Origin of the sequence: Marinarcus sediminis (SeqCode), assembly GCF_048571275.1 — a bacterium.
Lineage (GTDB): Bacteria > Campylobacterota > Campylobacteria > Campylobacterales > Arcobacteraceae > Marinarcus > Marinarcus sediminis.
In genome coordinates, this window is the sequence record NZ_CP182357.1 from 2,011,200 (window position 1) to 2,034,678 (window position 23,479).

General features: G+C 33.0%; 24 protein-coding genes. 18 read left to right on the forward strand and 6 right to left on the reverse strand.

The window, feature by feature from the left end; all coding sequences use genetic code 11:
* Window position 1 precedes the first annotated feature (1 nt).
* From ACNI3C_RS10200 to ACNI3C_RS10215, 4 genes are read left to right on the forward strand one after another with little or no spacing between them, the layout of a single operon-like run.
* Window positions 2–226 (forward strand): hypothetical protein, encoded by a 225-nt coding sequence (locus ACNI3C_RS10200; RefSeq protein ID WP_419769693.1) that lies wholly within the window; start codon window positions 2–4, stop codon window positions 224–226.
* Between the two features lie 31 nt (window positions 227–257).
* Window positions 258–1,016: an NAD+ synthase gene (locus tag ACNI3C_RS10205; RefSeq protein WP_419769694.1), complete on the forward strand. Its 759-nt coding sequence runs from the start codon at window positions 258–260 to the stop codon at window positions 1,014–1,016.
* A 2-nt stretch (window positions 1,017–1,018) separates the two neighbouring features.
* Entirely contained in the window at window positions 1,019–2,155 is a 1,137-nt protein-coding gene (locus ACNI3C_RS10210) for a DegT/DnrJ/EryC1/StrS family aminotransferase (RefSeq protein ID WP_419769695.1), read from the forward strand.
* Window position 2,156: 1 nt separating this feature from the next.
* On the forward strand, window positions 2,157–3,107 hold the full coding sequence (locus tag ACNI3C_RS10215) for a tetraacyldisaccharide 4'-kinase (protein ID WP_419769696.1): 951 nt from the start codon (window positions 2,157–2,159) through the stop codon (window positions 3,105–3,107).
* 3 nt (window positions 3,108–3,110) lie between these two features.
* Here the strand turns inward: ACNI3C_RS10215 and ACNI3C_RS10220 are convergent, their stop codons facing one another.
* The 4 genes from ACNI3C_RS10220 to ACNI3C_RS10235 all read right to left on the reverse strand — a co-directional run bounded on the left by ACNI3C_RS10220 (window position 3,111) and on the right by ACNI3C_RS10235 (window position 6,499).
* Entirely contained in the window at window positions 3,111–4,292 is a 1,182-nt protein-coding gene (locus ACNI3C_RS10220) for a glutathionylspermidine synthase family protein (RefSeq protein WP_419769697.1), read from the reverse strand.
* The gene (locus ACNI3C_RS10225) at window positions 4,293–4,919 is read right to left on the reverse strand and encodes a UPF0323 family lipoprotein (protein WP_419769698.1); all 627 of its coding nucleotides are present in this window, start codon (window positions 4,917–4,919) and stop codon (window positions 4,293–4,295) included.
* A 115-nt stretch (window positions 4,920–5,034) separates the two neighbouring features.
* A complete protein-coding gene (locus ACNI3C_RS10230; protein WP_419769699.1) occupies window positions 5,035–5,841 on the reverse strand; it encodes a shikimate dehydrogenase in 807 nt (268 codons plus the stop codon).
* Between the two features lie 52 nt (window positions 5,842–5,893).
* Window positions 5,894–6,499 (reverse strand): class I SAM-dependent DNA methyltransferase, encoded by a 606-nt coding sequence (locus ACNI3C_RS10235; RefSeq protein WP_419769700.1) that lies wholly within the window; start codon window positions 6,497–6,499, stop codon window positions 5,894–5,896.
* Between the two features lie 70 nt (window positions 6,500–6,569).
* Between ACNI3C_RS10235 and pgeF the strand changes: the two genes are divergently transcribed.
* The 4 genes from pgeF (at window position 6,570) to ACNI3C_RS10255 (ending at window position 10,312) form a co-directional block, all read left to right on the forward strand.
* On the forward strand, window positions 6,570–7,238 hold the full coding sequence (pgeF, locus tag ACNI3C_RS10240; protein ID WP_419769701.1) for a peptidoglycan editing factor PgeF: 669 nt from the start codon (window positions 6,570–6,572) through the stop codon (window positions 7,236–7,238).
* Window positions 7,239–7,662: 424 nt separating this feature from the next.
* On the forward strand, window positions 7,663–8,940 hold the full coding sequence (locus tag ACNI3C_RS10245; protein WP_419769702.1) for a malic enzyme-like NAD(P)-binding protein: 1,278 nt from the start codon (window positions 7,663–7,665) through the stop codon (window positions 8,938–8,940).
* Window positions 8,941–9,014: 74 nt separating this feature from the next.
* Window positions 9,015–9,848, forward strand: a complete 834-nt coding sequence (gene purU, locus ACNI3C_RS10250) for a formyltetrahydrofolate deformylase (protein WP_419769703.1) — start codon at window positions 9,015–9,017, stop codon at window positions 9,846–9,848.
* On the forward strand, window positions 9,848–10,312 hold the full coding sequence (locus ACNI3C_RS10255; protein WP_419769704.1) for a tRNA (cytidine(34)-2'-O)-methyltransferase: 465 nt from the start codon (window positions 9,848–9,850) through the stop codon (window positions 10,310–10,312). The genes purU and ACNI3C_RS10255 overlap by 1 nt, the downstream gene beginning before the upstream one ends.
* A gap of 7 nt (window positions 10,313–10,319) precedes the next feature.
* On the opposite strand, the gene ACNI3C_RS10260 is transcribed toward ACNI3C_RS10255, so the two are convergent.
* Together ACNI3C_RS10260 and ACNI3C_RS10265 are read right to left on the reverse strand one after the other, a co-directional pair.
* Window positions 10,320–10,544, reverse strand: coding sequence for a hypothetical protein (locus tag ACNI3C_RS10260; protein WP_419769705.1), 225 nt, complete (start codon window positions 10,542–10,544; stop codon window positions 10,320–10,322).
* A complete protein-coding gene (locus ACNI3C_RS10265) occupies window positions 10,534–12,300 on the reverse strand; it encodes a Na/Pi cotransporter family protein (RefSeq protein ID WP_419769706.1) in 1,767 nt (588 codons plus the stop codon). The genes ACNI3C_RS10260 and ACNI3C_RS10265 overlap by 11 nt, the downstream gene beginning before the upstream one ends.
* Before the next feature lie 93 nt (window positions 12,301–12,393).
* Between ACNI3C_RS10265 and ACNI3C_RS10270 the strand changes: the two genes are divergently transcribed.
* The 10 genes from ACNI3C_RS10270 to exbD all read left to right on the forward strand — a co-directional run bounded on the left by ACNI3C_RS10270 (window position 12,394) and on the right by exbD (window position 23,477).
* The gene (locus tag ACNI3C_RS10270) at window positions 12,394–13,059 is read left to right on the forward strand and encodes a response regulator transcription factor (protein ID WP_419771457.1); all 666 of its coding nucleotides are present in this window, start codon (window positions 12,394–12,396) and stop codon (window positions 13,057–13,059) included.
* Window positions 13,049–13,897, forward strand: coding sequence for a sensor histidine kinase (locus tag ACNI3C_RS10275; RefSeq protein ID WP_419769707.1), 849 nt, complete (start codon window positions 13,049–13,051; stop codon window positions 13,895–13,897). The genes ACNI3C_RS10270 and ACNI3C_RS10275 overlap by 11 nt, the downstream gene beginning before the upstream one ends.
* A 96-nt stretch (window positions 13,898–13,993) precedes the next feature.
* Complete coding sequence (locus tag ACNI3C_RS10280; RefSeq protein ID WP_419769708.1) at window positions 13,994–16,189, forward strand: TonB-dependent receptor; 2,196 nt, start codon at window positions 13,994–13,996, stop codon at window positions 16,187–16,189.
* A gap of 9 nt (window positions 16,190–16,198) precedes the next feature.
* Window positions 16,199–16,858, forward strand: coding sequence for an urease accessory protein UreH domain-containing protein (locus ACNI3C_RS10285; RefSeq protein ID WP_419769709.1), 660 nt, complete (start codon window positions 16,199–16,201; stop codon window positions 16,856–16,858).
* Between the two features lie 11 nt (window positions 16,859–16,869).
* Window positions 16,870–19,581: a nitrous oxide reductase accessory protein NosL gene (locus ACNI3C_RS10290; RefSeq protein WP_419769710.1), complete on the forward strand. Its 2,712-nt coding sequence runs from the start codon at window positions 16,870–16,872 to the stop codon at window positions 19,579–19,581.
* Complete coding sequence (locus ACNI3C_RS10295; protein WP_419769711.1) at window positions 19,574–20,569, forward strand: 4Fe-4S binding protein; 996 nt, start codon at window positions 19,574–19,576, stop codon at window positions 20,567–20,569. The genes ACNI3C_RS10290 and ACNI3C_RS10295 overlap by 8 nt, the downstream gene beginning before the upstream one ends.
* Window positions 20,553–21,830, forward strand: a complete 1,278-nt coding sequence (locus tag ACNI3C_RS10300) for a 2-hydroxyacyl-CoA dehydratase (RefSeq protein ID WP_419769712.1) — start codon at window positions 20,553–20,555, stop codon at window positions 21,828–21,830. The genes ACNI3C_RS10295 and ACNI3C_RS10300 overlap by 17 nt, the downstream gene beginning before the upstream one ends.
* A complete protein-coding gene (locus ACNI3C_RS10305) occupies window positions 21,827–22,639 on the forward strand; it encodes an acyl-CoA dehydratase activase (protein WP_419769713.1) in 813 nt (270 codons plus the stop codon). The genes ACNI3C_RS10300 and ACNI3C_RS10305 overlap by 4 nt, the downstream gene beginning before the upstream one ends.
* Window positions 22,640–22,690: 51 nt before the next feature.
* On the forward strand, window positions 22,691–23,119 hold the full coding sequence (gene exbB / locus ACNI3C_RS10310) for a TonB-system energizer ExbB (protein WP_419769714.1): 429 nt from the start codon (window positions 22,691–22,693) through the stop codon (window positions 23,117–23,119).
* On the forward strand, window positions 23,100–23,477 hold the full coding sequence (gene exbD / locus ACNI3C_RS10315) for a TonB system transport protein ExbD (RefSeq protein ID WP_419769715.1): 378 nt from the start codon (window positions 23,100–23,102) through the stop codon (window positions 23,475–23,477). The genes exbB and exbD overlap by 20 nt, the downstream gene beginning before the upstream one ends.
* Window positions 23,478–23,479: the final 2 nt, after the last annotated feature.

The following is a 23,479-nucleotide window of genomic DNA, read 5'->3' on the forward strand; positions in this document are numbered from 1 at the left end:
TATGACAAAAGAAGAGAAAGAACTGCTGATAAAAGATATAAAAGTGTTGATTAACACAACCGATGAGCCACTTGTTGAAATCAATCCAAAGTTTTTAGAATACTTTACTGATGAGGAGTTATGGGGCTTAAAAGAGGACTTGCTGAGTAAAAAGAAGAATTTTATGCAAAATAATTCAGATTGGTTAGATGAAATTTATGAAAAAACAAAAAAAGATGAGATATAATATCTTATAAAATAATTAAAGGAAAATATTAATGAATTGGCAAAGTATAAAAGAACAACTGATAACCTTTTTAAAAGATGAAGTAAAAAAAACAGGACTGACTAAAGTAACCGTCGGACTCAGTGGTGGATTGGATTCTGCTGTGGTTTCGGTGCTGTGTAAAGAGGCTTTTGGTGAAAATTTAAAATGTGTACTTTTGCCTTCACAATATTCAAGTGATGGCAGTATTGAACATGCCAAAGAGGTGTGCGAAAAATTTGATATTTCGTATGAAATTGTTGAAATTGCACCATTGGTGAATGCCTATTTGCCTAACATGGAGCACAACAAACTCAGAATTGGAAACTTTTCAGCCAGAATGAGAATGTCAGTACTTTATGACATCAGTGCAAGAGATTCATCTTTGGTGGTGGGAACATCGAATAAAAGTGAACTTTTACTTGGATATGGAACCATTTTTGGGGATATTGCTTGTGCGATTAATCCTATTGGTGAATTGTATAAAAGCGATGAGTTTGATTTTGCACGTTTTTTAGAGATTCCTGAATCCATTTTAAATAAAAAGCCAAGTGCTGATTTATGGGAAGGTCAAAGTGATGAAGAAGAACTTGGTTACTCATATAAAGAACTTGATGATGCTTTAAAACTTTTGGTTGATGAAAAAAGAACAAAGGAAGACCTTGTTAAATTTGGATTTAACAGTGAGTTAATAGAGTTAATTGATTACAGAATAAAATCAAATGCATTTAAAGGGAAGTTACCCACAATTGCAAAAATACAATGGAGCTAATGATGAAAGAGATACCTTTTTACAGATCATCAATTGATGAGAATGAGTTAGAGCAAATTAAATTGGTTTTAGATGTTAAAAAAGATACATCAAAAGTAGTTGAGTTTGAAGAGAGTATTGCAAATTTTGTGGGTGCGAATCATGCAATTGCAACCTGTAATGCAACAGCAGCGATTCATTTGGCTTTGAGTGCTATTGAACTCAAACGTGGAGATAAAATATTGATGTCGGTTAACTCTTTTGTTAATATTCCAGAGGTGGTAAGACATTTTGATGCAGAACCTATTTTTATTGACATCAATATGGACGACATGAACATCGACTTGGCAAAATTTGAGCAAGCACTTGCTGCAAATAAAACCAAAAAACTCAGAGGTGCCATCATTACATTTATTGCGGGACAAACACCAGATTTAAATAAACTCTATGCCATTGCCAAAAAATATGGCATTATATTGATTGAAGATGCAACTTCAGCTTTAGGGGTTACCTATAATGATGATACTGTTGGTTCACTTCAAGCTGATATGACCATCTTTTCAACCAATCCATCAAATGGTAAACATGCTATCAGTCGAAGTGGGGTTATTGTTACCAATAATGAAGAGATTGCTAATCGTGCAAGACTTTTGAGAACACACGCCATTACTACAACATATGATGATTATGGAAATTTGGATTACATTTACGATGTAGTTGATATTGGGCACAAATATGATATGAGTGAATTGGATGCAGCATTTTCTCTTTCACAATTGAAAAAAACCAATAAATTTATCAAAAGAAGAAAAGAGATTGCTAAAATTTATGAAGATAGATTGGCGGGGGTTAAACACGTCATTACGCCACCTCATAAAAAAGAGCACATTTTTACACACTATATCATTAAAATTAACAGAAACCGAGATGCATTTGCCCGAGCATTAAAAGAAAAAGGTATCTCAACGGGATTAAACTATATTCCATTGCATCTGTTAAGTTATTATAAACAAAAATATAATCTTAAAATTACGGCATTTGGAACAGCATTGTCTTCTTATCAACAAATTTTATCACTTCCTATGTATCCTGCATTAAGTGATGAAGATGTCAATTATATTTGTGATCAAATTATTGAAATAGCCGAAACGTGGATATAATTTGAAACAAAAGTTTGTTTCTTGGGCAGAAGAGTATCTCTTCTTCCCAAATCTTTTTCAACAATTTCTCTCTGTTTTACTTCTTCCTTTCACATTAATTTATATATTGGTCATTTTATTTAAAAGAGCTTCTTCTACTCCCAAAGAGTTTGGTATCCCTATTATTTCAGTTGGGAATTTAATTGTAGGAGGAAGTGGTAAAACGCCTTTGACAATCCATTTAGCACAAGATAAAAAAGATGTTGCCGTTGTACTAAGAGGGTATGGCCGAGCATCAAAAGGGTTGTTTTTAGTAAGTTTACATGGAAAAATTCTCGAAGATGTCAATACCAGTGGAGATGAAGCAACACTGTTGGCACTCTCTTTGCCTAATGCAACGATTATCGTCAGTGAAAACAGAATTGAGGCTATTTTAAAAGCCAAAGAGTTGGGGTGTAAAATGGTTTTTTTAGATGATGGTTTCAGTAAATATGATATTCAGAAATTCAATATTTTATTGCGACCCAAAAAAGAACCTACGAATCTTTTTTGTTTGCCAAGTGGTGGCTACCGAGAACCTAAAATGATGTATGCTACAGCGGATTTGGTTTTGCAAGAGGGGGTGGACTTTCAAAGAGTTGTGACCTATAAACAAGCCGATAAAACGGTATTGGTTTTGCCTGAAAAACTACTTTTGCTTACTGCCATTTCAAAACCAACAAGGCTTTTGGAATTTTTACCTCATAGTGTTAAGTTGGTTGCTTTTGAGGATCACCATCTTTTTACAGCTGAAGAGATAGAGAAAATTTTAGTTCAATATTCCGATTACTCTGTGATTACAACACAAAAAGATTTTGTTAAATTGGAGCAATTTAACATTAAAGATATCTATTTGATGGATTTAGCATTGCAACTGGATGAACGTGTTGATTTATCTGCGATGCAAAGATATATCAACACGTATAATTGCTGAAGTTTATTGGATAATATGTCCTACAAATTTTGAGCAGTTATCTAAGATTTTACCACCTTTTCTAAATCCCAATCCACACGCTTCATAGGCATAAAAAACACCGGCTTGGTATGATTTTCCTTCATTGTCTTGTGGAAATTCAACGTACTCTTGGAAAATAGATTTGTGATTTGTATACTCACCTGAAGTCTCTTCTTCAACTCTTCCCTTCTCATCGATAATTTTTATATTGGCACCTTCTCTTCCAAAACATTTTTTTTCAACTTGCTTTTTTTCTATTAAAGGTTCAAAAGAGGTCTCTAAAAGAAGAGGGTGGTTCGGATATAAGTCCCATAATATTTTCATGAAGCCTTTACTTTGAAACAGAAGTGTATATGCAGGGTTAAATATAATGGCTTTTTTATCTTTGATAATATCGGTTAAAATCAGTGCCAGTTCACTCTCTTCTATGCCAATATCTTCCCAAGGAATAAGTTTAAACCAAAATTCAAAATTTTCACTCTTTTTAAAAATACCCTCATCGCTGAAATGGACATTCTCAATAAATTCAAAGTCGGTATGAAAACCAGCTTCTGAGGCAATGTGTTGAAGAAGTTTTGTGGTCTGTTCATCTTCACTGCTTCCAGAAATTGAAGAAAAGAGTATTTTCCAACCCAAATCTTGATAATACTCTTCGAATTTTTCAATGTTGGAATCCAATGTGATGATGCGTTTAAAATTATCAATCAATGATTCGTAGATATTGTTAAATTGACTCGCTTCATCTAAGTGGTTATATTTTAACATTGCCCATTGAATAATGGCAGTTTCAAAGAGTGAGGTAGGAGTGTCGGCATTAAATTCAATGAGTTTAATGGGGTGTCCATCAATTCCACCTGCAAAATCAAATCGCCCATAAAGATGCCAATGGACATCATCTTCCCAAGACTTTTTAACCATATCAACCAAATTAAACGGTATATTGAGTTCATGGAAGAGTTGATTTTGTATCACATACTCTCCTGCATCACAAAACATATCATACAATTCATTGGCTGCATCATAATATGCGCGTGCTTCTTCTTGTGATATTTCAACGATTTCATTGGAAATATAATAAGAGCTGTTATCATGGTCAGTATGCCAAACAAAGCCAATCGATTCTAAATATTTTGTGGTCAGTGGTTTTAATTGTTGAAGTTTCATTTATCCACCAAACGATCTAAAACCACTGCTTTTATTTCCAAAAAAGCCAGATGATGTGGATTTCGTGCTTTTACTTCCAAAAAAACCACTTTTTTTAGTGGGAGTGCTTGCTTTACTAAATGAGTTTACACTTTTAGAGTAAGTCTGCGGTGATTTATAGTTGGTCTGTCGTTGGTTTTGAAAATTTTGATTGTTAAAGAGTTTGTTTCCAATCCATGAACCAATCATTGCCCCTGCAATTGAAGAGAGCAGTACTCCTCCTAATCCCATTCCACCTGTTGAGAGTTCTGGATTGGTCAGGGCAGACGTTCCATTGTCAATTTTAAGGGATTCTTCTTTGACCAAAGCATCAATTTCTGTTTGAGAAAGAATTTTTTCTGTTCCATCTGCTTTTCTTAACACAATGGTTGTTTTATTCGCTGGGAATTCATCCGCAATGGCATATTTCCCATCGGCAGACTCTTCTATAATAACAAATGCACCTTGTACTTGAGAAGCAGCGTTAAAGACACCATTTTGGTCTTGTTTGTTATTTGAACTGTCTCCACACCCTACGAGTCCAGTGACCAATAGAGCGCCAAGTCCACCCACCATAGCATAATCTGATATTTTTTTTATCTGTTTCATCCATTTCCTTTGAATTATTGGTATCTATTTAAAAGTTTTTTAATATAAAACGCGCGAAGTATAACACAGCAGAGTTAATAAAAAGTCAACAGCAATTTTTTAAAAGCATACCAATTTATTGGTTTGCTTTTAATCCTTTTCTCATGGCTTCAATGGTTTGGTCATTGCAGATGGTATCTGTAAAGTATTCAAAGGCAAGAACACCTTGATACAGAAGCATATCTTCACCATCTTTGAGTTTTAAGTGACTCTCTTTTGCCAAGGCTTGAAAAGGTGTGGTTTTCCCGTAGATACAATCAAAGGCATATTTTGCATGTTGGAATATCTCTTTGAGTAACACTTTATCAACAGGATAACTGCTATCTTTTAAACCTGCACTTGTGGAGTTTACAACCAAATCGTATGATTTTAGTTCGAAATTGTCCCAAGAGTATGTTTTGCAACCTAATTGTCTGAAAAAATCAAGGCGATTTTCACTGCGGTTTAAAACAGTGACCTCTTTATGTTGTTCCATCAAAGCAACGGCAAGTGCTTTTGCTGTTCCTCCCGCCCCTAAAATAAGGACACTGTTGATTTCCCCAAAGCTCTCAATGGCTTTAAGAAATCCTGGTGCATCGGTATTGTATGCCAATATTTTATTATTCTTTTTAACATAAGTATTAACTGCACCGATTTTTTTTGCCAAACCTATGACTTCATCGGCTTGTTTGAACGCCTCTTCTTTATGCGGTACGGTGATATTAGCCCCTTTGTACTCTTGCTTTAAAAAAATGGTTTTGAGTGTTTTGCCATCAAGAAGATGATACTTTTCATAAAGAGCATTTAAATGAATGCTTTTAAAGCCATTATTGTGCATTTGTGGGGATTTTGAGTGTTCAACTGGGTCACCAAAGATTGCAAATTTTATCTGTTTATTGTTCATATTTTACCTTTTAATTCACTGTTTATTTTAGCTAAACTATTTTAAATAGGTTCTAAATTTTGCCAATAGATAAGAAAATAGGGTAGTTGCGTATCTCTCTTTCGACGGTGCAAATGGGTTTTAAACAGATGAGTTCAAATCCATTTTCTTGATATAAACTCTTTATTTCATCTTCTGAAAAACCAAAGTGCTCGACGCCATCGTTATTGTGCTTAGCATGAAATGTTCCATCTTCTTTATCTAAGTCTGAAATACATAAATAGCCATTTGGTTTGAGGGCTTGTTGGCATTGTTTGAAAAAAGAGTTAATCTCTTTAATATGATGTAAGGCCATGCTGATTACAATCATATCAAAAGCTTTTTTAGGTAACGATTGATCATTGATGTTATGTTGTATGGCTTTGACATTCTCAAAGCCACACTCTTGGGCTTTTTGATTAAACACTTCAACCATACCTTTGCTGTCATCCATACCTAAGAGTGAGTGCGCATTATCAGAAAGAGCAAAACCCAAAAGTCCTGTACCGCAACCATAATCTAAAATGTCCATGTGTGTAAGATCAATTTGGTTTTGAATCTCTTGAGCCGTTGATTTTGCAATAAGAATGCTTAACGGCTTTTGATCCCAATTTTTTGATGCTATATCAAATCTGTTCATGCCAAACCTTTTAATTTTTTCAATGATTATACAAGAACTTTTATTTAAGATAATTTGGTATAATCAAAAAATGAAGATAAAACAATTTTTTACCACAAAAGACGATGGCAATATTGCCTTTCATGTAACTACTGACCATGCCAGTGTCGAAAAAAACAGACAAGCATTAGCACAAACCTATGGCATTGATCTCTCTTCTATGCATTACATGGAACAAACACATGGCAATAATGTTGAAATTATTACCAAAGATTCACCTTTATTAACAAAAGATTGCGATGCACTTATTACCAATGAACCCAATATTGCTCTTATGGTTATGGTGGCTGATTGTATACCGATTTTATTAAAAGATGAAGTAAAAGGAGTTATTGCTGTTGTTCATGCGGGAAGAAACTCTACTTTTTTAAAAATAGCTCAAATTACTGTTGAAAAAATGATGGAACAATATGGGTGTAAATCCAAAGATATTGAAGCTATTTTAGGACCTTCTATACAAAAATGTTGTTATGAAGTGAGTTCTGAATTGGCTTTGATTGTTAAAAACTCTTTTTCTGATAAATTTGTCAATCATCGACATATTGATTTACAAGGAATCAATAAAATGCTTCTTGAAAAGATGAAAATAGGGAGAATTGAAATTTCAACTGTCTGTACTAAATGTTCAAATAAAAATTATTTTTCATACAGATTGGATAAAAATTGTGGACGTTTTGCAGCTATTTCCGTCATAAAATAGCTGTTGTATCTCAGAAAATAAACTGATATGATTTAAAACATATTGTATGTCATTAATGGGACTATAAATAACTTCCATACCCTTATAAATATAGGTATATCTTCTTTTATAAAATTATGGTATTGATATCAATAATTGTATTAAAACTTATACAATAGTCTATATCTGTTTAATTCAGATAAAAAATTGTTCAAATATAAATGTTTGTGCTTCTTAGTTGTTTATGAACAATAAGAGATTATTTTTATAGCAGTTTGGTATGGTTTTATGCAGAAAGAGAAAATTACATTAATCTTACATTTATATGTAATTAATATGTATAAAATATGTATAAATAGTGTAATTTTAAGAAAAAGACTAAATCTTACAATAGATTAAATTTATTTCAGATAATATTTGTAAATTTTTTTAAAAAGGGGATATTTTGAGTATTATTGTTACAAATAGCGTGGTTGTTACAAAAGAAGAGAGTTTGGCCTATCATGAGTTTCCAAGAGCAGGGAAATTATGTGTTGAATCAACCGTACCTTTTACTTCACAAAGAGATTTGGCATTGGCATATACGCCTGGTGTTGCGAATCCTTGTTTAGAGATTCAAGCAGATCCTGAAAATGCGTTCAGATATACATCAAAAAGTAATTTAGTTGCAGTTATTTCAAATGGTACTGCTGTACTTGGATTAGGGGATATTGGTGCATTGGCTTCAAAACCAGTTATGGAGGGGAAAGCCATTTTATTTAAGAGATTTTCAGCCATTGATTCATTTGATATTGAAGTAGATGAAAAAGATGTGGATAAATTTTGTGCCATCGTAAAAGCGATTGCGCCTACATTTGGAGGAATAAACCTTGAAGATATTTCTGCACCAAGCTGTTTTGAAATAGAGAGACGACTTATTGAAGAGTTGGACATTCCAGTTATGCACGATGACCAACATGGAACGGCGATTATCAGTAGTGCTGGGTTAATCAATGCGTGTGAAATTATGAATAAAAAACTTGAAGATGTTAAAATTGTTGTTGTCGGTGCGGGAGCTGCTGCAATTTCTTGCTCAAGAATGTATAAAAGTTTGGGTGTTAAAAATATTATTATGATTGACTCAAAAGGGGTTGTTCATGATGAAAGAACCGACTTAAATGAGTATAAAAAAGAGTTCTCATCACCAAAAGCAATGACCAAAGAAGAAGCGTTTACTGGTGCAGATATGGTTTTAGGACTTTCAAAACCTGGTACATTTACCAAAGAGCATGTAGCATTGATGTGTGAAGAACCAATTGTGTTTGCTTTATCAAATCCAACACCTGAACTTTTCCCTGAAGAAGTGTTATCGGTTAAGCCAGAAGCGATTGTAGGAACAGGAAGAAGTGATTTTAATAATCAAGTAAACAATGTTCTTGGTTTCCCTTTTATTTTTAGAGGTGCATTGGATGTGAGAGCAACCGCCATTAATATGGAGATGAAAAAAGCAGCGGCTTATGCTATTGCAAATTTGGCCAAAAAAGAGTTGACCCAAGAAGTTAAAGATATTTTTGGTGAAGGTATTGTTTTTGGTAAAAATTATATTATTCCTAAACCTTTTGATAAAAGGCTTATCATTGATGTTTCAAGTGCTGTTGCCCTTGCTGCAGTTGAAACGGGTGTATCAAGAATAAAAGATTTTAATTTAGAAGCGTATAAACTAGAACTATCAGAAATGGTGTAAATTTTAGTTATTAAACTATTTAATGGTATTATTTCAAAAAATTATTTTGGAACAATACCATTTATAGGAACACGATGAAAGAGTACATACTATTAATTGACACTACAGATGCAAAAGGCTTGGTCTATAATGTATCAAAAGTGCTTTTTGCCAATAATCTTAATATTGAGCAAAATGCTGAGTATGTTGATGATGAAACAAAAAAATTCTTTATGAGAAGTGTCATTTCGGGCGTTTTAAATAAAGAGATACTGCTTAAAGAGCTTAAAGAAGTTCTTCCTCCTGAATCAACAATCAATCTTACAACTAAAGAGAAAAAAGATATTGTTTTACTCGCTACAAAAGAGTCTCATGTATTGGGAGATTTGTTAATTCGGTATCTTGATGGCGAGTTAAATGCTAATATTAAAGCGGTAATTGCTAACCATGAATATCTCAAAGATTTGGTTGAAAAGTTTGATATTCCATTTCACTGTATCAGTGCAGATGACATCAGCCGAGAAGAGCATGAAGATTTGATTATTGAAAAAATCAAAGAGTACAATCCTGAATTGATTGTTTTGGCAAAATATATGAGAATATTGACCCCTAAATTTGTCCAATCTTTTCCTAAAAAAGTGTTAAATATTCACCACTCCTTTTTACCCGCATTTATTGGTGCAAATCCGTATAAACAAGCTTATCACAGAGGTGTTAAGATTATTGGGGCGACTGCACACTATGTGACGGATGATTTGGATGAAGGTCCAATCATTGCACAAGATGTCGTACGAGTGGATCACACTTTTTCATGGCAAGACATGAGACGAGCGGGAAGAAACGTTGAAAAAGTGGTTTTATCCAATGCCTTGCAACATGTTTTAGAGGACAGAGTTTTTGTTTTTGGCAATAAAACGGTTATTTTGTAATGTTTAATATTGTTTTATTAGAACCCAGAATTCCTGGAAATGTGGGAACGATTGGACGATTGGCTTTTGCGTTAAATTGCACATTGCATTTAATTAAACCCTATGGATTTGGTGAAATCACTGAAAAAGAAGTCAGAAGAGCAGGGCTTGATTATTGGTTTGAGTTAGATGTGCGAGAGTATGAAAATATTGAAGAGTTTTGGAGTAAGAACCCTTTTACTTCAAGACACTTTTTCGCAACAACCAAAACCAACCAAAACTACTTTGATGCCAAATATGAAGTAGGAGATTTTTTCTACTTTGGACGAGAAGATGCAGGCTTGCCAGAGCAATTATTGGCTAAAAATACCCAAGGGTGCATTACTATTCCTATGACAAACAACGCTCGAAGTTTGAACATGGCAAATTCTGTCTCAATTATAGCCTATGAGGCGTTAAGACAAAACTTCGGGGATTTCCATTAGAAAGAGATTATAACTCCTTCTTGGCCTTTGAAATAAGTGTAGTAACAACAGCCAACTCATTTTCTAAAAGTTCTCTTTTGTCTTTTTTTAAATCTTCTTTTTCAAGTTTATGTTTGAGTTTATTCTTTTTCTCTTTAAGTTTTTCAATCAACTCATTGAGTTTTTTGGTTTTTCTTTTTTTTGTAAATTCAAAAAAGTCATTGATTTTTTCGATGAGTTTTTTAATCTTCATTTTCAGTTTCTCCTAATTGTATTAACATTTCATCTTCTACCCATAACACAGTTGTAACAGCAATAAGTCTTTTACAAATATCAAAAACAAAGGCAGAGTCATTCATTAATGACGTTGCCATACTCGTATCAATTTTTTTATTTCTGATAAGTTCATCTATTTTGCCATTTTTACTTAAATCCAGAGTAACCAATCGTTTTTTTAATGCTTCAATTCTTGAGACTCTGTCTACATCATTTAAATGATTTTGTCTGAGATATTCTACTTCTCTGATGGTTGATGCAATCTCTTCTCTTATGGCATCATACTCCTCTTTTATGTATTCATTTTTACTTTTTGAATAAAAGTTGATGTTTTTTTGCAACTCTTTACTGTCTTTAACGGAGTTGATGATTTTTCTTGATGCCGTTTTGAGTTTTCCTACAAGAATGGTATCGGCTTCATTCATGTTTTGTTGTGATAGTGTTGCAAATCGAATGATTTCTCCATATAAAAGTTTGAGATTTTCTTTATATATTTTATCAATGTTGGTCTCAATTTTTGTTTTTGATTTCTGGATGACATCGTGAATGTTTTTGTCTGAAAATATCTCTTCTCGATGAAGATTCATTGCATGAGAAATGGCTTGAAGCGATTGTAAATAGAGGTTCATGATCTCTTTTCGGATACTTAAAATAGCCGTTTTTGGTATTTCAATTACGGCATCATTTAAGTAAATAGGTTTGCTTTTTGCTTTGAATTTTGGAATAAAAAGTTTTTCTAAAAAATTGACAATTTTATTGGTAAATGGGGCAACAAGAATGATTCCTATGATGTTAAATAATGTGTGAAAAATAGCAAGTTTTATGACATAGTTATCATCTGCAACACCAGACATGGAAGCAATCAGTTCCACTATTTTTGCAATTTGATAGATAAAAATAAAAGCAAATAGGGCAGTTATTGCGTTAAAGATAAAATGTGCAACGGCCAATCTTTTGCCATTTTCATTGGATGCAAGGGAACCGATGATGGCGGTAATAGTTGTTCCTATATTTGCTCCAATAGAAATTGCCAGTGCATTTTCATAAATAATTTGATGACTGACTAATGCTGCAATAACAATCGCCATGGTAGCAGCACTGGATTGAATAATAATGGTTGCAATGGCACCTATTAAGATGTAGACCAAAACACCTATAAATCCGTCCATCGAATATTTTGCTAAATCGATGGTACTTTTAAGTGTGTCAAATCCATTCATCATGTAAGAAATACCCAAAAAGATAAATCCCAAACCTAAAAGGACATTCCCAATACCTTGGTATTTTAAGTTGGCTGAAAACCTCAATGTTACACCAAGAATCAGCATGGGCATAGCATAATAAGCAATGTTAATCTTTAATCCAAAGTAAGAGACCAGCCAAGTCGTCGTTGTACTTCCTAAATTTGCACCAAAAATGACTCCAATAGCATCATGAAGACCAATAAGTCCTGCGCTCAAAAATGAGATCATAATCACACTGGTTAAGGAAGAACTTTGCACAATGGATGTTGCTATGGCTCCTGTTGTAATCGCTTTGGGCAAAGTATTGGTAAAGTTTTCCAAAACACTCTCCAAGGTACTTCCTGAAAAAAGTTTGAAACCCTCTTCCATAAAATACATACCAACTAAAAATATGGCAATCCCAGCAATGATGATTTTTGCATTTTCATTGGCCATTATGAAATAAGCCAACACCAAGAATAGGGCAGGAAAGAGCACTTTTTTTAACATTAAAAACCTTTTTTGTTAATCTGTTTAATTATAGTATAAAAAATGTTACAAATGTACTTAAGTCTTCATTGGATACAATTATCTTTTTTAAAGGTGAAGTTATTGAAAATATTACTACTTGAAGATGATGAACTGTTTGCTCAAAGTATAGAAGACTTTTTGAGTGAAGAGGGTTTTATTGTTGATATTGCTTATGATGGAGAGGAAGCTTTAGATAAAAATTATGAAAATAATTACGATCTGTATCTTCTGGATATTAATGTTCCAAAGTTAAGCGGCTTGGATTTTTTAAAATCGTTACGAACCATTAATGATGAAACACCTGCTATTTTCTTAACCTCTTACAAAGACAAAGAGACTTTAAAACAAGGGTTTGTTAACGGAGCAGATGATTTTTTAACTAAGCCTATTGATTTAGAAGAATTGATTTTAAGAATAAAATCACTGCTTAAACGTGCAGGGAAAACAACCGATATTGTTGTTTTAGAGAATAATATACTTTTTAATCCAAGTACTCAAAGAATTTTTAAAGATAATCTTGACTTAAATGCCCCTGTAAAAGTGGTACAACTTTTTGAACTCTGTTTGGAAAATCGACACTCAATTGTCACAAAAGATATGATTGTTTCTAAACTTTGGAGTACTTCAGAAGAGTACAGTGAGGGCTCTATTCGGGTCTATATCAATAACTTGAAAAAAATTATTGGTAAAGACAGCATTGTGAATGTCAAAGGTATAGGATACAAAATTGAGTTCTAAAAGAAGAAATTTTCTTATTTCAAATTCTATTTTAATTGCTTTTATTGTGATACTGATTTTAGTAACCAATTACTATTTGGTCAATATTTTTGGTTTCAATAAAGAGAATTTTATGCTAATTACCAGTTTTTTGATTATTTTGGCCATTTTTCTCAACAGTTTTTTAAGTAAACCACTTTTAGAACCTCTTTTTAAAAGTGATGAGAACTTGCAAAAAACAATTAAAGAGACCCTGCATGAGCTCAATATTCCTGCATCTACCATACAAGCAAATGTTCAAATGCTTGAAAGAAACATCAAAGATGAAAAAAATATCAAACGACTCTTACGTATCAAACAAGCCACTAATGAACTGTTAAAACTCTATAACCAAATGGAGTATGAAATCAAAAAAGAGATTGATAAAATTGATAAACAAAGATTTATGTTAGATGAAATCATTGAACACTCAATCGAAAAATTTGAAGACATTAAAAAAGATATCCAAATTGAAAAAAACCTCTCGGATATTGTGTTATACAGCGATAAAAATGGTTTCCAAAAAGTTATTGATAATCTTTTATCTAATGCCATTAAATATAATGATGATAAGGGCTTGATTAAAATAGAGTTTAAAAACTCTATTTTGGGTATTTATAACAGTGGCAAACCCATTGATACTAAAAATATTTTAATGATATTTGAACAATATTATCAAGAAGACTCTTCAAAAAAAGGGTTTGGCTTAGGTTTAAATATTGTAAAAGAGTTTTGCGATAAACATGCCATTGAAATAAAAATTGATTCCAATAAAGCAGGAACGACATTCTACTTAAATCTTAATAATATACTTAAATAAACATTAAATTAAATATGTAACAAATTGGTAACAGATATTTAACAGATACTTAACACACATTATTTATACTCATTTCAAAATTAACAGGGGGAGTTAATGAGAAAATCGAGTATTATATTGTCATCTTTGTTACTAAGTTCATTATCGTATGCAAACAATATTGAAACTTTAGACACAATAAGTGTAGAATCTTCAACGATTGATGACAGATTTTCAAATAAAAGAACAGAAGTTTCGAGTACTTCTACAATTAATGGTGAAAAAGTAGATGATTCACATGTTGAGAATATTCAGCAAGTTTTACAATCTATTCCAGGAATTACAACAGAAGTAAAAACAGGAGACTCTTTAAAAATCCATATTCGTGGTGTTGAAAATCAAATGTATATGGGAGAAAAACCCGGTGTTGCTATAGTAATTGATGGTGTTCCAGTATTTGAACGAACTGGTGCTGTGAATATTGACCTTGATAATATTGAGTCAATTAAAGTGTTAAAAGGGGGTGCAAGTTATCTCTTTGGTGATGATGCGTTAAGTGGTGCAGTTATTATTACCACAAAAAAAGGAGCAAAATACAATAACAATTTTGCCGCAGTGGAAAGAGGAAGTTTTGGGTATCAAAAACTTTTAGCCAGAACAGGATATGCGAATGATAATTTGAGTTTTCATATTCAAGGAAGTGAACGAAAAGCCGATGGGTACCATGAAGATTCTGGTTATACAGCAAAATATTTTGATGGAAAATTACAATATTACATTGATGACAGCTCTGATATTACATTCGGAACAGAGTATTCAGAAAGAGCAAAAGATTCACATGGGACTGTAGGTGGATTAACTGAAGCACTTAATAATCCAAAGAGTATTTATACCAATGATCAAGAGAGCCGTGATTATACAAGAAAATACAATGTAGATTTATTAAAACTTTTCTTAACATATTCAAAAGATTTTACTCCTAATACAAACTTGCTTGTCAATGCATATATTTATACGGATGATACCACTTTTTGGTCTAGCCCACAAACAAGAGATGGAAGTTATGTTCTACAACCTTCTTACAATGATAATGATTATGTATATGATAACATGTATGAACAAGTTCAACGAGGTATTAAAAGTGAATTAAGAACTTCATCAAATAGTTTTGCTACACTTGTTGGATTGGATTTAAGAGACAATGAGTATAAAAATAAAGTGGTTTATAAAGTTAATCAAGCATTAAGAACGTTTCCAGGTCCTGTAACAACAGCTGATTATTTTAAAGCAGGTGATGAAAAAAGTAATGATACTACTACAGAAAAAGTCAGTGCTCTTTATGGAGAGTATAAGCAAGCCTTTAGCCAAAATTTAACAGGAACAGCCAATTTACGATTTGATAATATTCAATTGGATTATATGGACTCGAGTGCAACCTCATTGGATAAAGAGTTTAATATCTATTCATACAGATTGGGAAGTAATTATAACGTAGATGATAAAAACAGTCTTTATGTAAATTATTCTACTGGTTTTAGAGCACCCACTGTTTCTCAACTTTTTGCAGGGGATACAAGTGCATGGGGATATACTCAAAATAATCCAGATTTGAAGCCTGAAAAGTCTTATAATTATGAAATTGGATCACGAGGGGAAGTAGGAAATATCAATTATGAGGCGGCACTCTTTAGAATTGACAGAAAAGATTTTATCATGAAATCTTCAGGTAATTATGGTGGTTCAAGCAGTACTGCTAATGATATGTGGGACAATATTGGTGGAGCTAAGCATCAAGGTCTTGAATTGGCAATTAATTCAAAGATAACAGACACGCTTTCATATAATATGGCGTATACCTATTTAGATGCAAAATATACAAGTTATCATAATTTGGCAATCGATTTAGATGGGAATCCTAATGCTACGAATTTAAGCTATTTTGATGTTACTGGAAACAGAATTCCAAGAACGTCAAAGCATGCATTGAATTTTATCTTGGATTATCAAGCAACTTCAGCTTTCAAGCTTCAAACTGAGTATGTCAAAAAATCAAGTTATTATGCCGATGATTTAAATCGATTAAAAATTGAGGGACAAGAAGCCGTTAACCTGTTGGCTGAGTATAAAATAAAAAACAAAAGAATTGACTATTCATTTTTCGCACGAGTAGATAACCTTTTTGATAATCAATATTTTAATACAGCAAGAGCCAGTGGTGATAGAAATGATGATGGTGTATTTGATGGTGAAGATTTATCTATTACCGTGAATCAAGGAAGAACCTTTACTGCTGGGTTATCTGTGAAGTTCTAAGAAAATTACGTGCAATCTGTAACGATTTTTTCTCTTTTTATTATGGGGTTATCGTATGGAAGTACGGCATGCATGTTCTCTTGTATGCCGTTTCTTACACCCTTGCTTGTGAAAAATTCTACCCATCTACGGCAATCCTTTTATGTGATGTTGCCATTTAGTTTAGGTAGAGTTTTTTCGTACACCCTCATTGCTATGATGGCATTAAGCAGTTCAGCTCTTATTAAAACACTTCTTAATGATAAAACCATTTTTCAAACCATACTTGGAGTGTTTACTATGAGCATGGGAATAGCAATGCTGTATCACATAAAATCTAAAAAGAGTCAAAACTGTAGAACTGCACATTTGACACAAAAAAATCAAAAAAGTTTCTTTGGACTATTTGGTATGGGCGCTTTGATTTCGTTTAATCCTTGTTTGCCTATTTTAACGCTCATTGGTTTAAGTGCCAACAGTGGTACTGTTTCAAATGCCATGTTTATGGGTATGGCATTTGGTTTTGGTGCGGTGATGGTGCCTTTTTTCTTTTATGGTTTTTTTCTTTCAAGTGTGATTCGTGGGTTATTAGAAGAGTTTAAAAAGTATACACGCTACATTGAACTGTTTGCTTCAATGTTATTAATCGTCGTAGGTATTTTAGTTATTAGTGGTCAAGTATCACTTTAAAAGAGGGGAAAATGGTTAATTTTGTTAAAAGAGACAGAAACGATATTTTAGGCAGACCAATATTGGGGTTTATGTTTAAAAACCGTAAATTTCTAATGGTATTACGAGTGGCAGTGGCATTGATCTTCTTTTATGCCATTTTTTATGGATTTTTATATCCAACAAAAGAGAATATCTTTACCAACGCAGTTTTTTGGGGAGTGTTTTGGTCTTTTTTTATGTTGATAACTCTGCCTACCTTTGGTCGAATCTTTTGTGGTATTTGTCCCCATGGATTTCTAGGTAAATATATCACTAAATTGGGTCTAAAGAGAACCATGCCCACATGGCTACAAAACAGATATATTGGTATAACTCTTTTGGTGCTTGGCTGGTGGTTTGTTACCTATACTTTTGACGCTTTCTGGAGATCACCTTTTAACACAGCGGCGATGTTTGCTGGTATGACACTTGTGGCATTTGTTCTGTATTATCTCTATAAAGATATGAGTTACTGTAAATATATTTGTCCCATTGGTACACTGACACGAGCATACGATAAAATTTCATGTACGAAACTTGAAACTTATACCAGTGAGTGTAAAGAGTGTAAAACTTTTGAATGTGCTTCTGCTTGTCCTTATGATTTAAAACCTTTTACGTTTGCTAAGAAAAATCAAACGGATGATTGTACCCTTTGTATGGAGTGTGCCTCAGCGTGTGAAGCCGTAAAATTCAAAGTCACCAAACCAGCTGAACAGTTGAACAGCAAACTTAAAATACTCAATGCTGAGGTATGGACCTATATTTTAATACTGGCTTGTATTCCTATATCAATGGGATTTGCACATGGTTTAAATAGAAGCAATATTGCCAATGAACTTATTTGGAATAAAACGGCTACTTTTTTAAATATGAGTGAGTTTGCAGGTGGTTTTGCATTTGTTTATGCACTGGTTTTAACACTTTTTTTTGCTTTTTTTGGATTTTATCTCTCCTCTAAGGTATTAAAAAAAGATTTTAAAATGATTTTTACAACTTTAGGCGTAGCGTTAATTCCACTTTTTATTATGGCATCCTTAGGACATACTTTAGAGTCATTTTTTATTCGAACCTATCCTAATATTATTGAGGGTTTTGCACAAGCTTTTGGTTTTAGCATACATGTGGATGCTTTAGCAAAACGAGGTGATGGTTGGCTCTCTTATTTTGGACTGTTTAAGTGGATAGGAATTGTTTGGGCATTTATTCTTTTATACAAACGTATAAAATTGATTGAGGCTTCAAAAGTAAGAAAATTTTTGGGTTATATTTTTGCTTCATTGGTGATTTTCTTTTATTTGGGTGTCAATATATATACGGGTTATGTTTTTGCTAAATATGGAGCCAAAATGTCTGGTCATGCCCATGGTAAGAGTGGTACAGCTGAAATGTTTCAAACTGTTCCTAAAGAGAAAGTTATTCTTTTACAAACAGGCAAAGATAAAGCCAGTGGTGCTGCTTGTGGTATGAATTTGCCAATGGTTTTTAAAACAAATCACAGTGCGGTGTCTGATGGTAAGGTCAGACAATATTGTTCTTTACACTGTTTAGTCGATGATTACAAAGTCAAGAATTTGCCATTGAGTGATATCAAAGTTGTTGATGTTACCAGTTTAACTTTTATTGATGCTAAAGATGCTTTTTATGTTGTAGGAAGTTCAAAAAAAGGGACAATGAGCATGAAAAGTAAATATGCTTTTGCTTCAAAAAAAGAGGCTTTTATATTTTCAAAAAAATATGGTGGTGAAATAGTCAATTTTGAACAAGCAATTCAAGCAGCACTTGAAGATTTTAATGCTCCTCAACAACAAAAAAATAAAACTGTAAAAACAGATGAAAAAGAACCTTTCTACTTTTCATTTTCCAACCCAGCTTTAAAAGAAAAGAGAAGTATGGGGCATATGATGGGGGGAGGTAAACCTTCAAAAGAGATTCCTACAAAAGAAGTATGGCTTGTATATGGAGATTTGTCTGATAATCAAATATACAAATCAAATAAAATAGAAAACTTTTATTTTGATTTGAATCAAAAAGAAAATCCCTTAAAAGAAAACACTAAAATGGGTCAAATCTCATACCGTTTTGAAGTGCCAAATAATGGATATTACAATCTGTTTGCAATTGATATTCAAAAAAAAGATGCCACCACTTTTTATAAAGTAGCTAAGCTTGAATATCTTCATGGATCACATGGCAGTGAGGATATTTATAATGAAAGTATAAAAAAAGAGTTGGTAGAAGATAAAAGTATCATTGATTTAATTCGTATTAAATCAGAAGAGGAAGAGAGCTTCTTTTATCGACACAGTATGGGGAGCAAAATAGAGTTTAAAGCTTTGTTTGAAGGCAAACCTTTAGCCAATGCAAAGATAAAAGTTGAGCTTCAATCGGGTTGGATGAAAGAACTTAAAACCGATGAAAAGGGTAGGGTCTCTTTTGAAATTATCAGGGATTATTTCCCTAATTGGAGCGAGTTTAATAAACGATTTAAACAAGAACTTCTTCTGACACTTCATTATGAAAATGAGAATACTCAATATATCTTAACCTATCCTGCTTCTTTTTATCCAAACAGCAGTGATTATAAATCTTATGGTTATGCTTTGTTGATTATTCTTATTACGTTAATTTTATCAACGGTTGTGGTTTATCGATTCAGAAAAAACAGAGTGATTCCTTTTAAAGAGGTCAGCCATGCTTAAAAAAATAAGATTGGCAGTGAATAATATGAACCTGCAAAAAGTGCGGTTTGTTATTCAACTGCTTGGTTTTATTCTGTTCGTATATGGAGGATATTTTGCCATTACTTTGGGAACAAGTTTGCCTATTTTTGCTTGTCCTTATAACTCTCAAGCTGCGGGTGCTTGTTATTTAATCCCTTTACAGCATCAATTAGGAATGCCCACACAAGTTCTTTTAGGAGGAGCAGCTATTGCTGTTATTTTAGGGCTTTTAGGTTTTTTGTTTTGGTTTATATTTTTAAACAAAGCCTGGTGCGGATATGTATGTCCTTTTGGAACACTTCAAGATTGGATAACCTCTTTGAGAAAAAGTATGTCGGTTCGTTTTTCGACCTATACCCAACCCCAATTTGAAAAACTTTCCAAAATCAAATATATATTTTTAGCTGTTGTTGTTGTGATTCCACTTCTGATGGGAGTGGGAGTATTAGGAAATCAATGGTCAGCAAGCTTTTGCCAAATGTGCCCAGCTCGAATCATCAGTCCTATGTTCAGTGGTGATTTTTCTCAATGGACAATTGATTTTTCAACCAAGACAGCACTTTTCTTTACGACTTTGGGAGTTATTTTTGCAGGACTTTTTTTTGTTGGAAGTTTTGTAAAGAAACGGTTTTTTTGTTTTTTTTGTCCTATGAGTGCTTTGCACTATATTTTTGCGAAGTTTTCTTTTGTACAGTTAAAAAAAGATGGAAGTAAATGTACTCGGTGTGGGGATTGTTATGCTGTTTGTGATATGCAAATCAAAGATATTGCTGATGATGTTCAAAGCACCAATATTTTAAGAGACGATTGTATTTTGTGTTTGAAATGTATTGCGGCTTGTCCAGAAGAGGATGCGTTGCATTTTGATATTTTTAAATTACAAGCATTCAAATCAACCAAAGTGGGATTTGAAAAAAGAATGGGGATAGAAAAATTTAAAGGGAAAAAAGATGAGTCGTCAAATTAATCATAAAATTGAAACAGCCAAAGAGAAACAAAACAGACATAAAGCCATGGAGGCAATAAAAGTTTTAAATACGCTTCAAGATGAATTTAAACATCCCGTTAAAAGTATGGGATATTTTTATAACCTATTTGAAGAGGTGTATTGTCATCAAAAAGCGTTGCATGATGATAAAATAAAAGTGGGTACGATGTGTATTCAAATACCTTCAGAAATTATCTATGCGCTTGATGCTGTGCCTATTAGACTTTGCAATGGTTTTTACACCGATGATGAAATCGGAAGTGATTTGATGCCACAAAAATCTTGTCCGTTGATAAAAGCAACAGTAGGGCACCTTTCATCAAAGAACATGAGTGATAAACCCCATTTTATATACTCTCCTACAACGTGTGATCAAAAAACTAAAGCGGGTATTACGATTGAGAGTTTTGGGTATGAAGTGGTTGACGTTGATTTTCCTAGAACCAAAGAGAGTGAAATAAGCCGAGAGTATTTCAGAAGAAGTATAAGAGAGTTCAGTGCTGATATTTCAAAAAAAACAGCCAAAAAACTGACCAAAAAAAAGCTCAAACAATCGATTGAAAAAATGGGCTATGTGCAATCTTTATATCATCAGTTATCAGAGTTTAGAAAGTCTAAAAACGTACCTATTTTAGGAAGTGATATGCTTTTGGTTACCAATGCTTTTTTCTTTGACAAAATAGACAACTGGATAGAAGCAGTAGAGCAACTTATTTCAGAGTTACAAAGTAGGGCAGATGAGTCTATTACTGTAACAGGTAAAATGAGCCCAAGAATTGTTTATACAGGTTCACCTCCTATTTTTCCAAACTATAAAGTGCCTATTTTAATTGAAGAGTCAGATGCCATTATTGTTGCAGATGAAACCTGCAGTTCAAACCGAATGTTTAATGATAGGGTAGCTGTTGATGAGTGGTTTGTAAATGATATGCTCGATTCACTTGCTGATAAATATCTTAAAGCGTGTACATGCCCTATATTTACTAAAAATGATGACAGAATTCGAAGAATATTAAATTTGGTAAAAACATTCAGTGCAGATGGTGTTATATATCAAGCCTTTGCTGGATGTACGGTATATGAATTGGAACAAAGAAGTGTGTTAGATGCGATGGAAAAAGCAGGTATTCCAATTTTATATTTAGAGAGTGATTACAGCCCTTCTCAACAAGGACAGCTTTCAACACGTATTGAAGCTTTTGTAGAGTCGCTTAAAATGAAACGGAGAAATCAAAAATGAACTATTTTGCGGGAATTGATATTGGTTCAACAGCAATAAAAATCGCTATCACAGATGAAAACAAAAGTTTAGTGGGGCATAAAATAAGTGCCAGTGGAAGTATGTTTTATAAATATGCCCAAGAGAGTTTAGAAGCACTCTTAAGTGAACTTAATATTGATAAAAAAGATGTAGTTTATACCGTAGCAACAGGATATGGAAGAAAACTCTTTAAAGAAGCTGATGAAAATATCAGTGAAATTACTGCCAATGCCATAGGGGCAAGGGCTGCTGCAAAAGAGTATTGCGATGTTAAAACCATCATCAATATTGGTGGACAAGACAGTAAAGCCATCTCTTTAGACGATGATGGTAATGTCACCAATTTTGTGATGAATGACCGTTGTGCTGCTGGAACAGGTAAATTTTTAGATGCGTGTGCCATGAACTTAGAAATCAATATTGATGAATTGGGGGAAAGACACTTTCAAGCTACAGGAACGCCACTTTCCATTAACAGTACGTGTGCAGTTTTTGCAGAATCAGAAATTATAGGTTTGCTTGGAAACAATCATAGTGTAGAAGATATTGTTTGTGGTGTGCATTACTCTATTGCCAAAAGAATTGTAAAATTGGTCAAAAGAGTGGGGCTTAAAGAGGGGATTTATTTCGATGGCGGACCAGCATTAAATAAGGGATTAGTTCATGCCATTGAAAATGAAATCAGTCGCAAAATATTTATACCACAATATCCACAAATTACCACTTCATATGGAGCTTCAATTATTGGATGTGAATCGTATATGTATCAAATAAAAAATGCCATTTAACAAAAAATTAACAGATTTTATCTATTATAACTCACTATTAAAAGGATATGTATGGACATTGAACTGCTGAAGCATTTGGTTGATTATGGAGTGATTGCACTCTTGGTTTTTATGAGTTTTATCTCAGTTTGGTTTTTTATAGAGAGGCTTTTATTTTTTAAAAGCATTGATGTAAAAGTGTATAAAACAAAAAAGAGCTGTGAATTGGCCATTACAAAGCATTTGACCATTATTGGTACCATTGCTTCAAATTCACCTTATATTGGTCTTTTAGGTACTGTATTGGCAATTATGTTAACATTTATTAATATGTCAAGTGGAGATATAGAAGCCACAAAAATTATGGCTTCATTGGCACTGGCACTTAAAGCCACGGCTGTTGGATTAGTAGTTGCCATTGTATCTATGATTTTTTACAATATTTTGTCACGATACGCAGAAGAGATAGAGAGCCGTTTTGATGAAATTGAAGAAATTTGATTCCATCAATGTAATACCTTTTATTGATGTATTACTGGTTCTTTTAGCCATTGTTTTACTGACTTCAACATTTATTGCCAAAGGTGATATTCCTGTTTCATTGGCAAAAGCAAACAGTGCAACAAGCCTGAAAGCAAAAAAAGAGACAACCATTTCAATCAAAGAAGATAATACGCTGTTTTTAAACAAATTGCATATTTCGCTTGAAGCACTGAGCATAAAAATCAAAGAGTTTGATGTTCAATCACAAGTCTATATTAATTGCGATAAAAAAGCCAGTTTTGAGAGTTTTGTTAATGTTTTAGACCTTTTAAAAACCAACAACTTTGAAAATATTTCAATCATTACGAAGAAATAAAA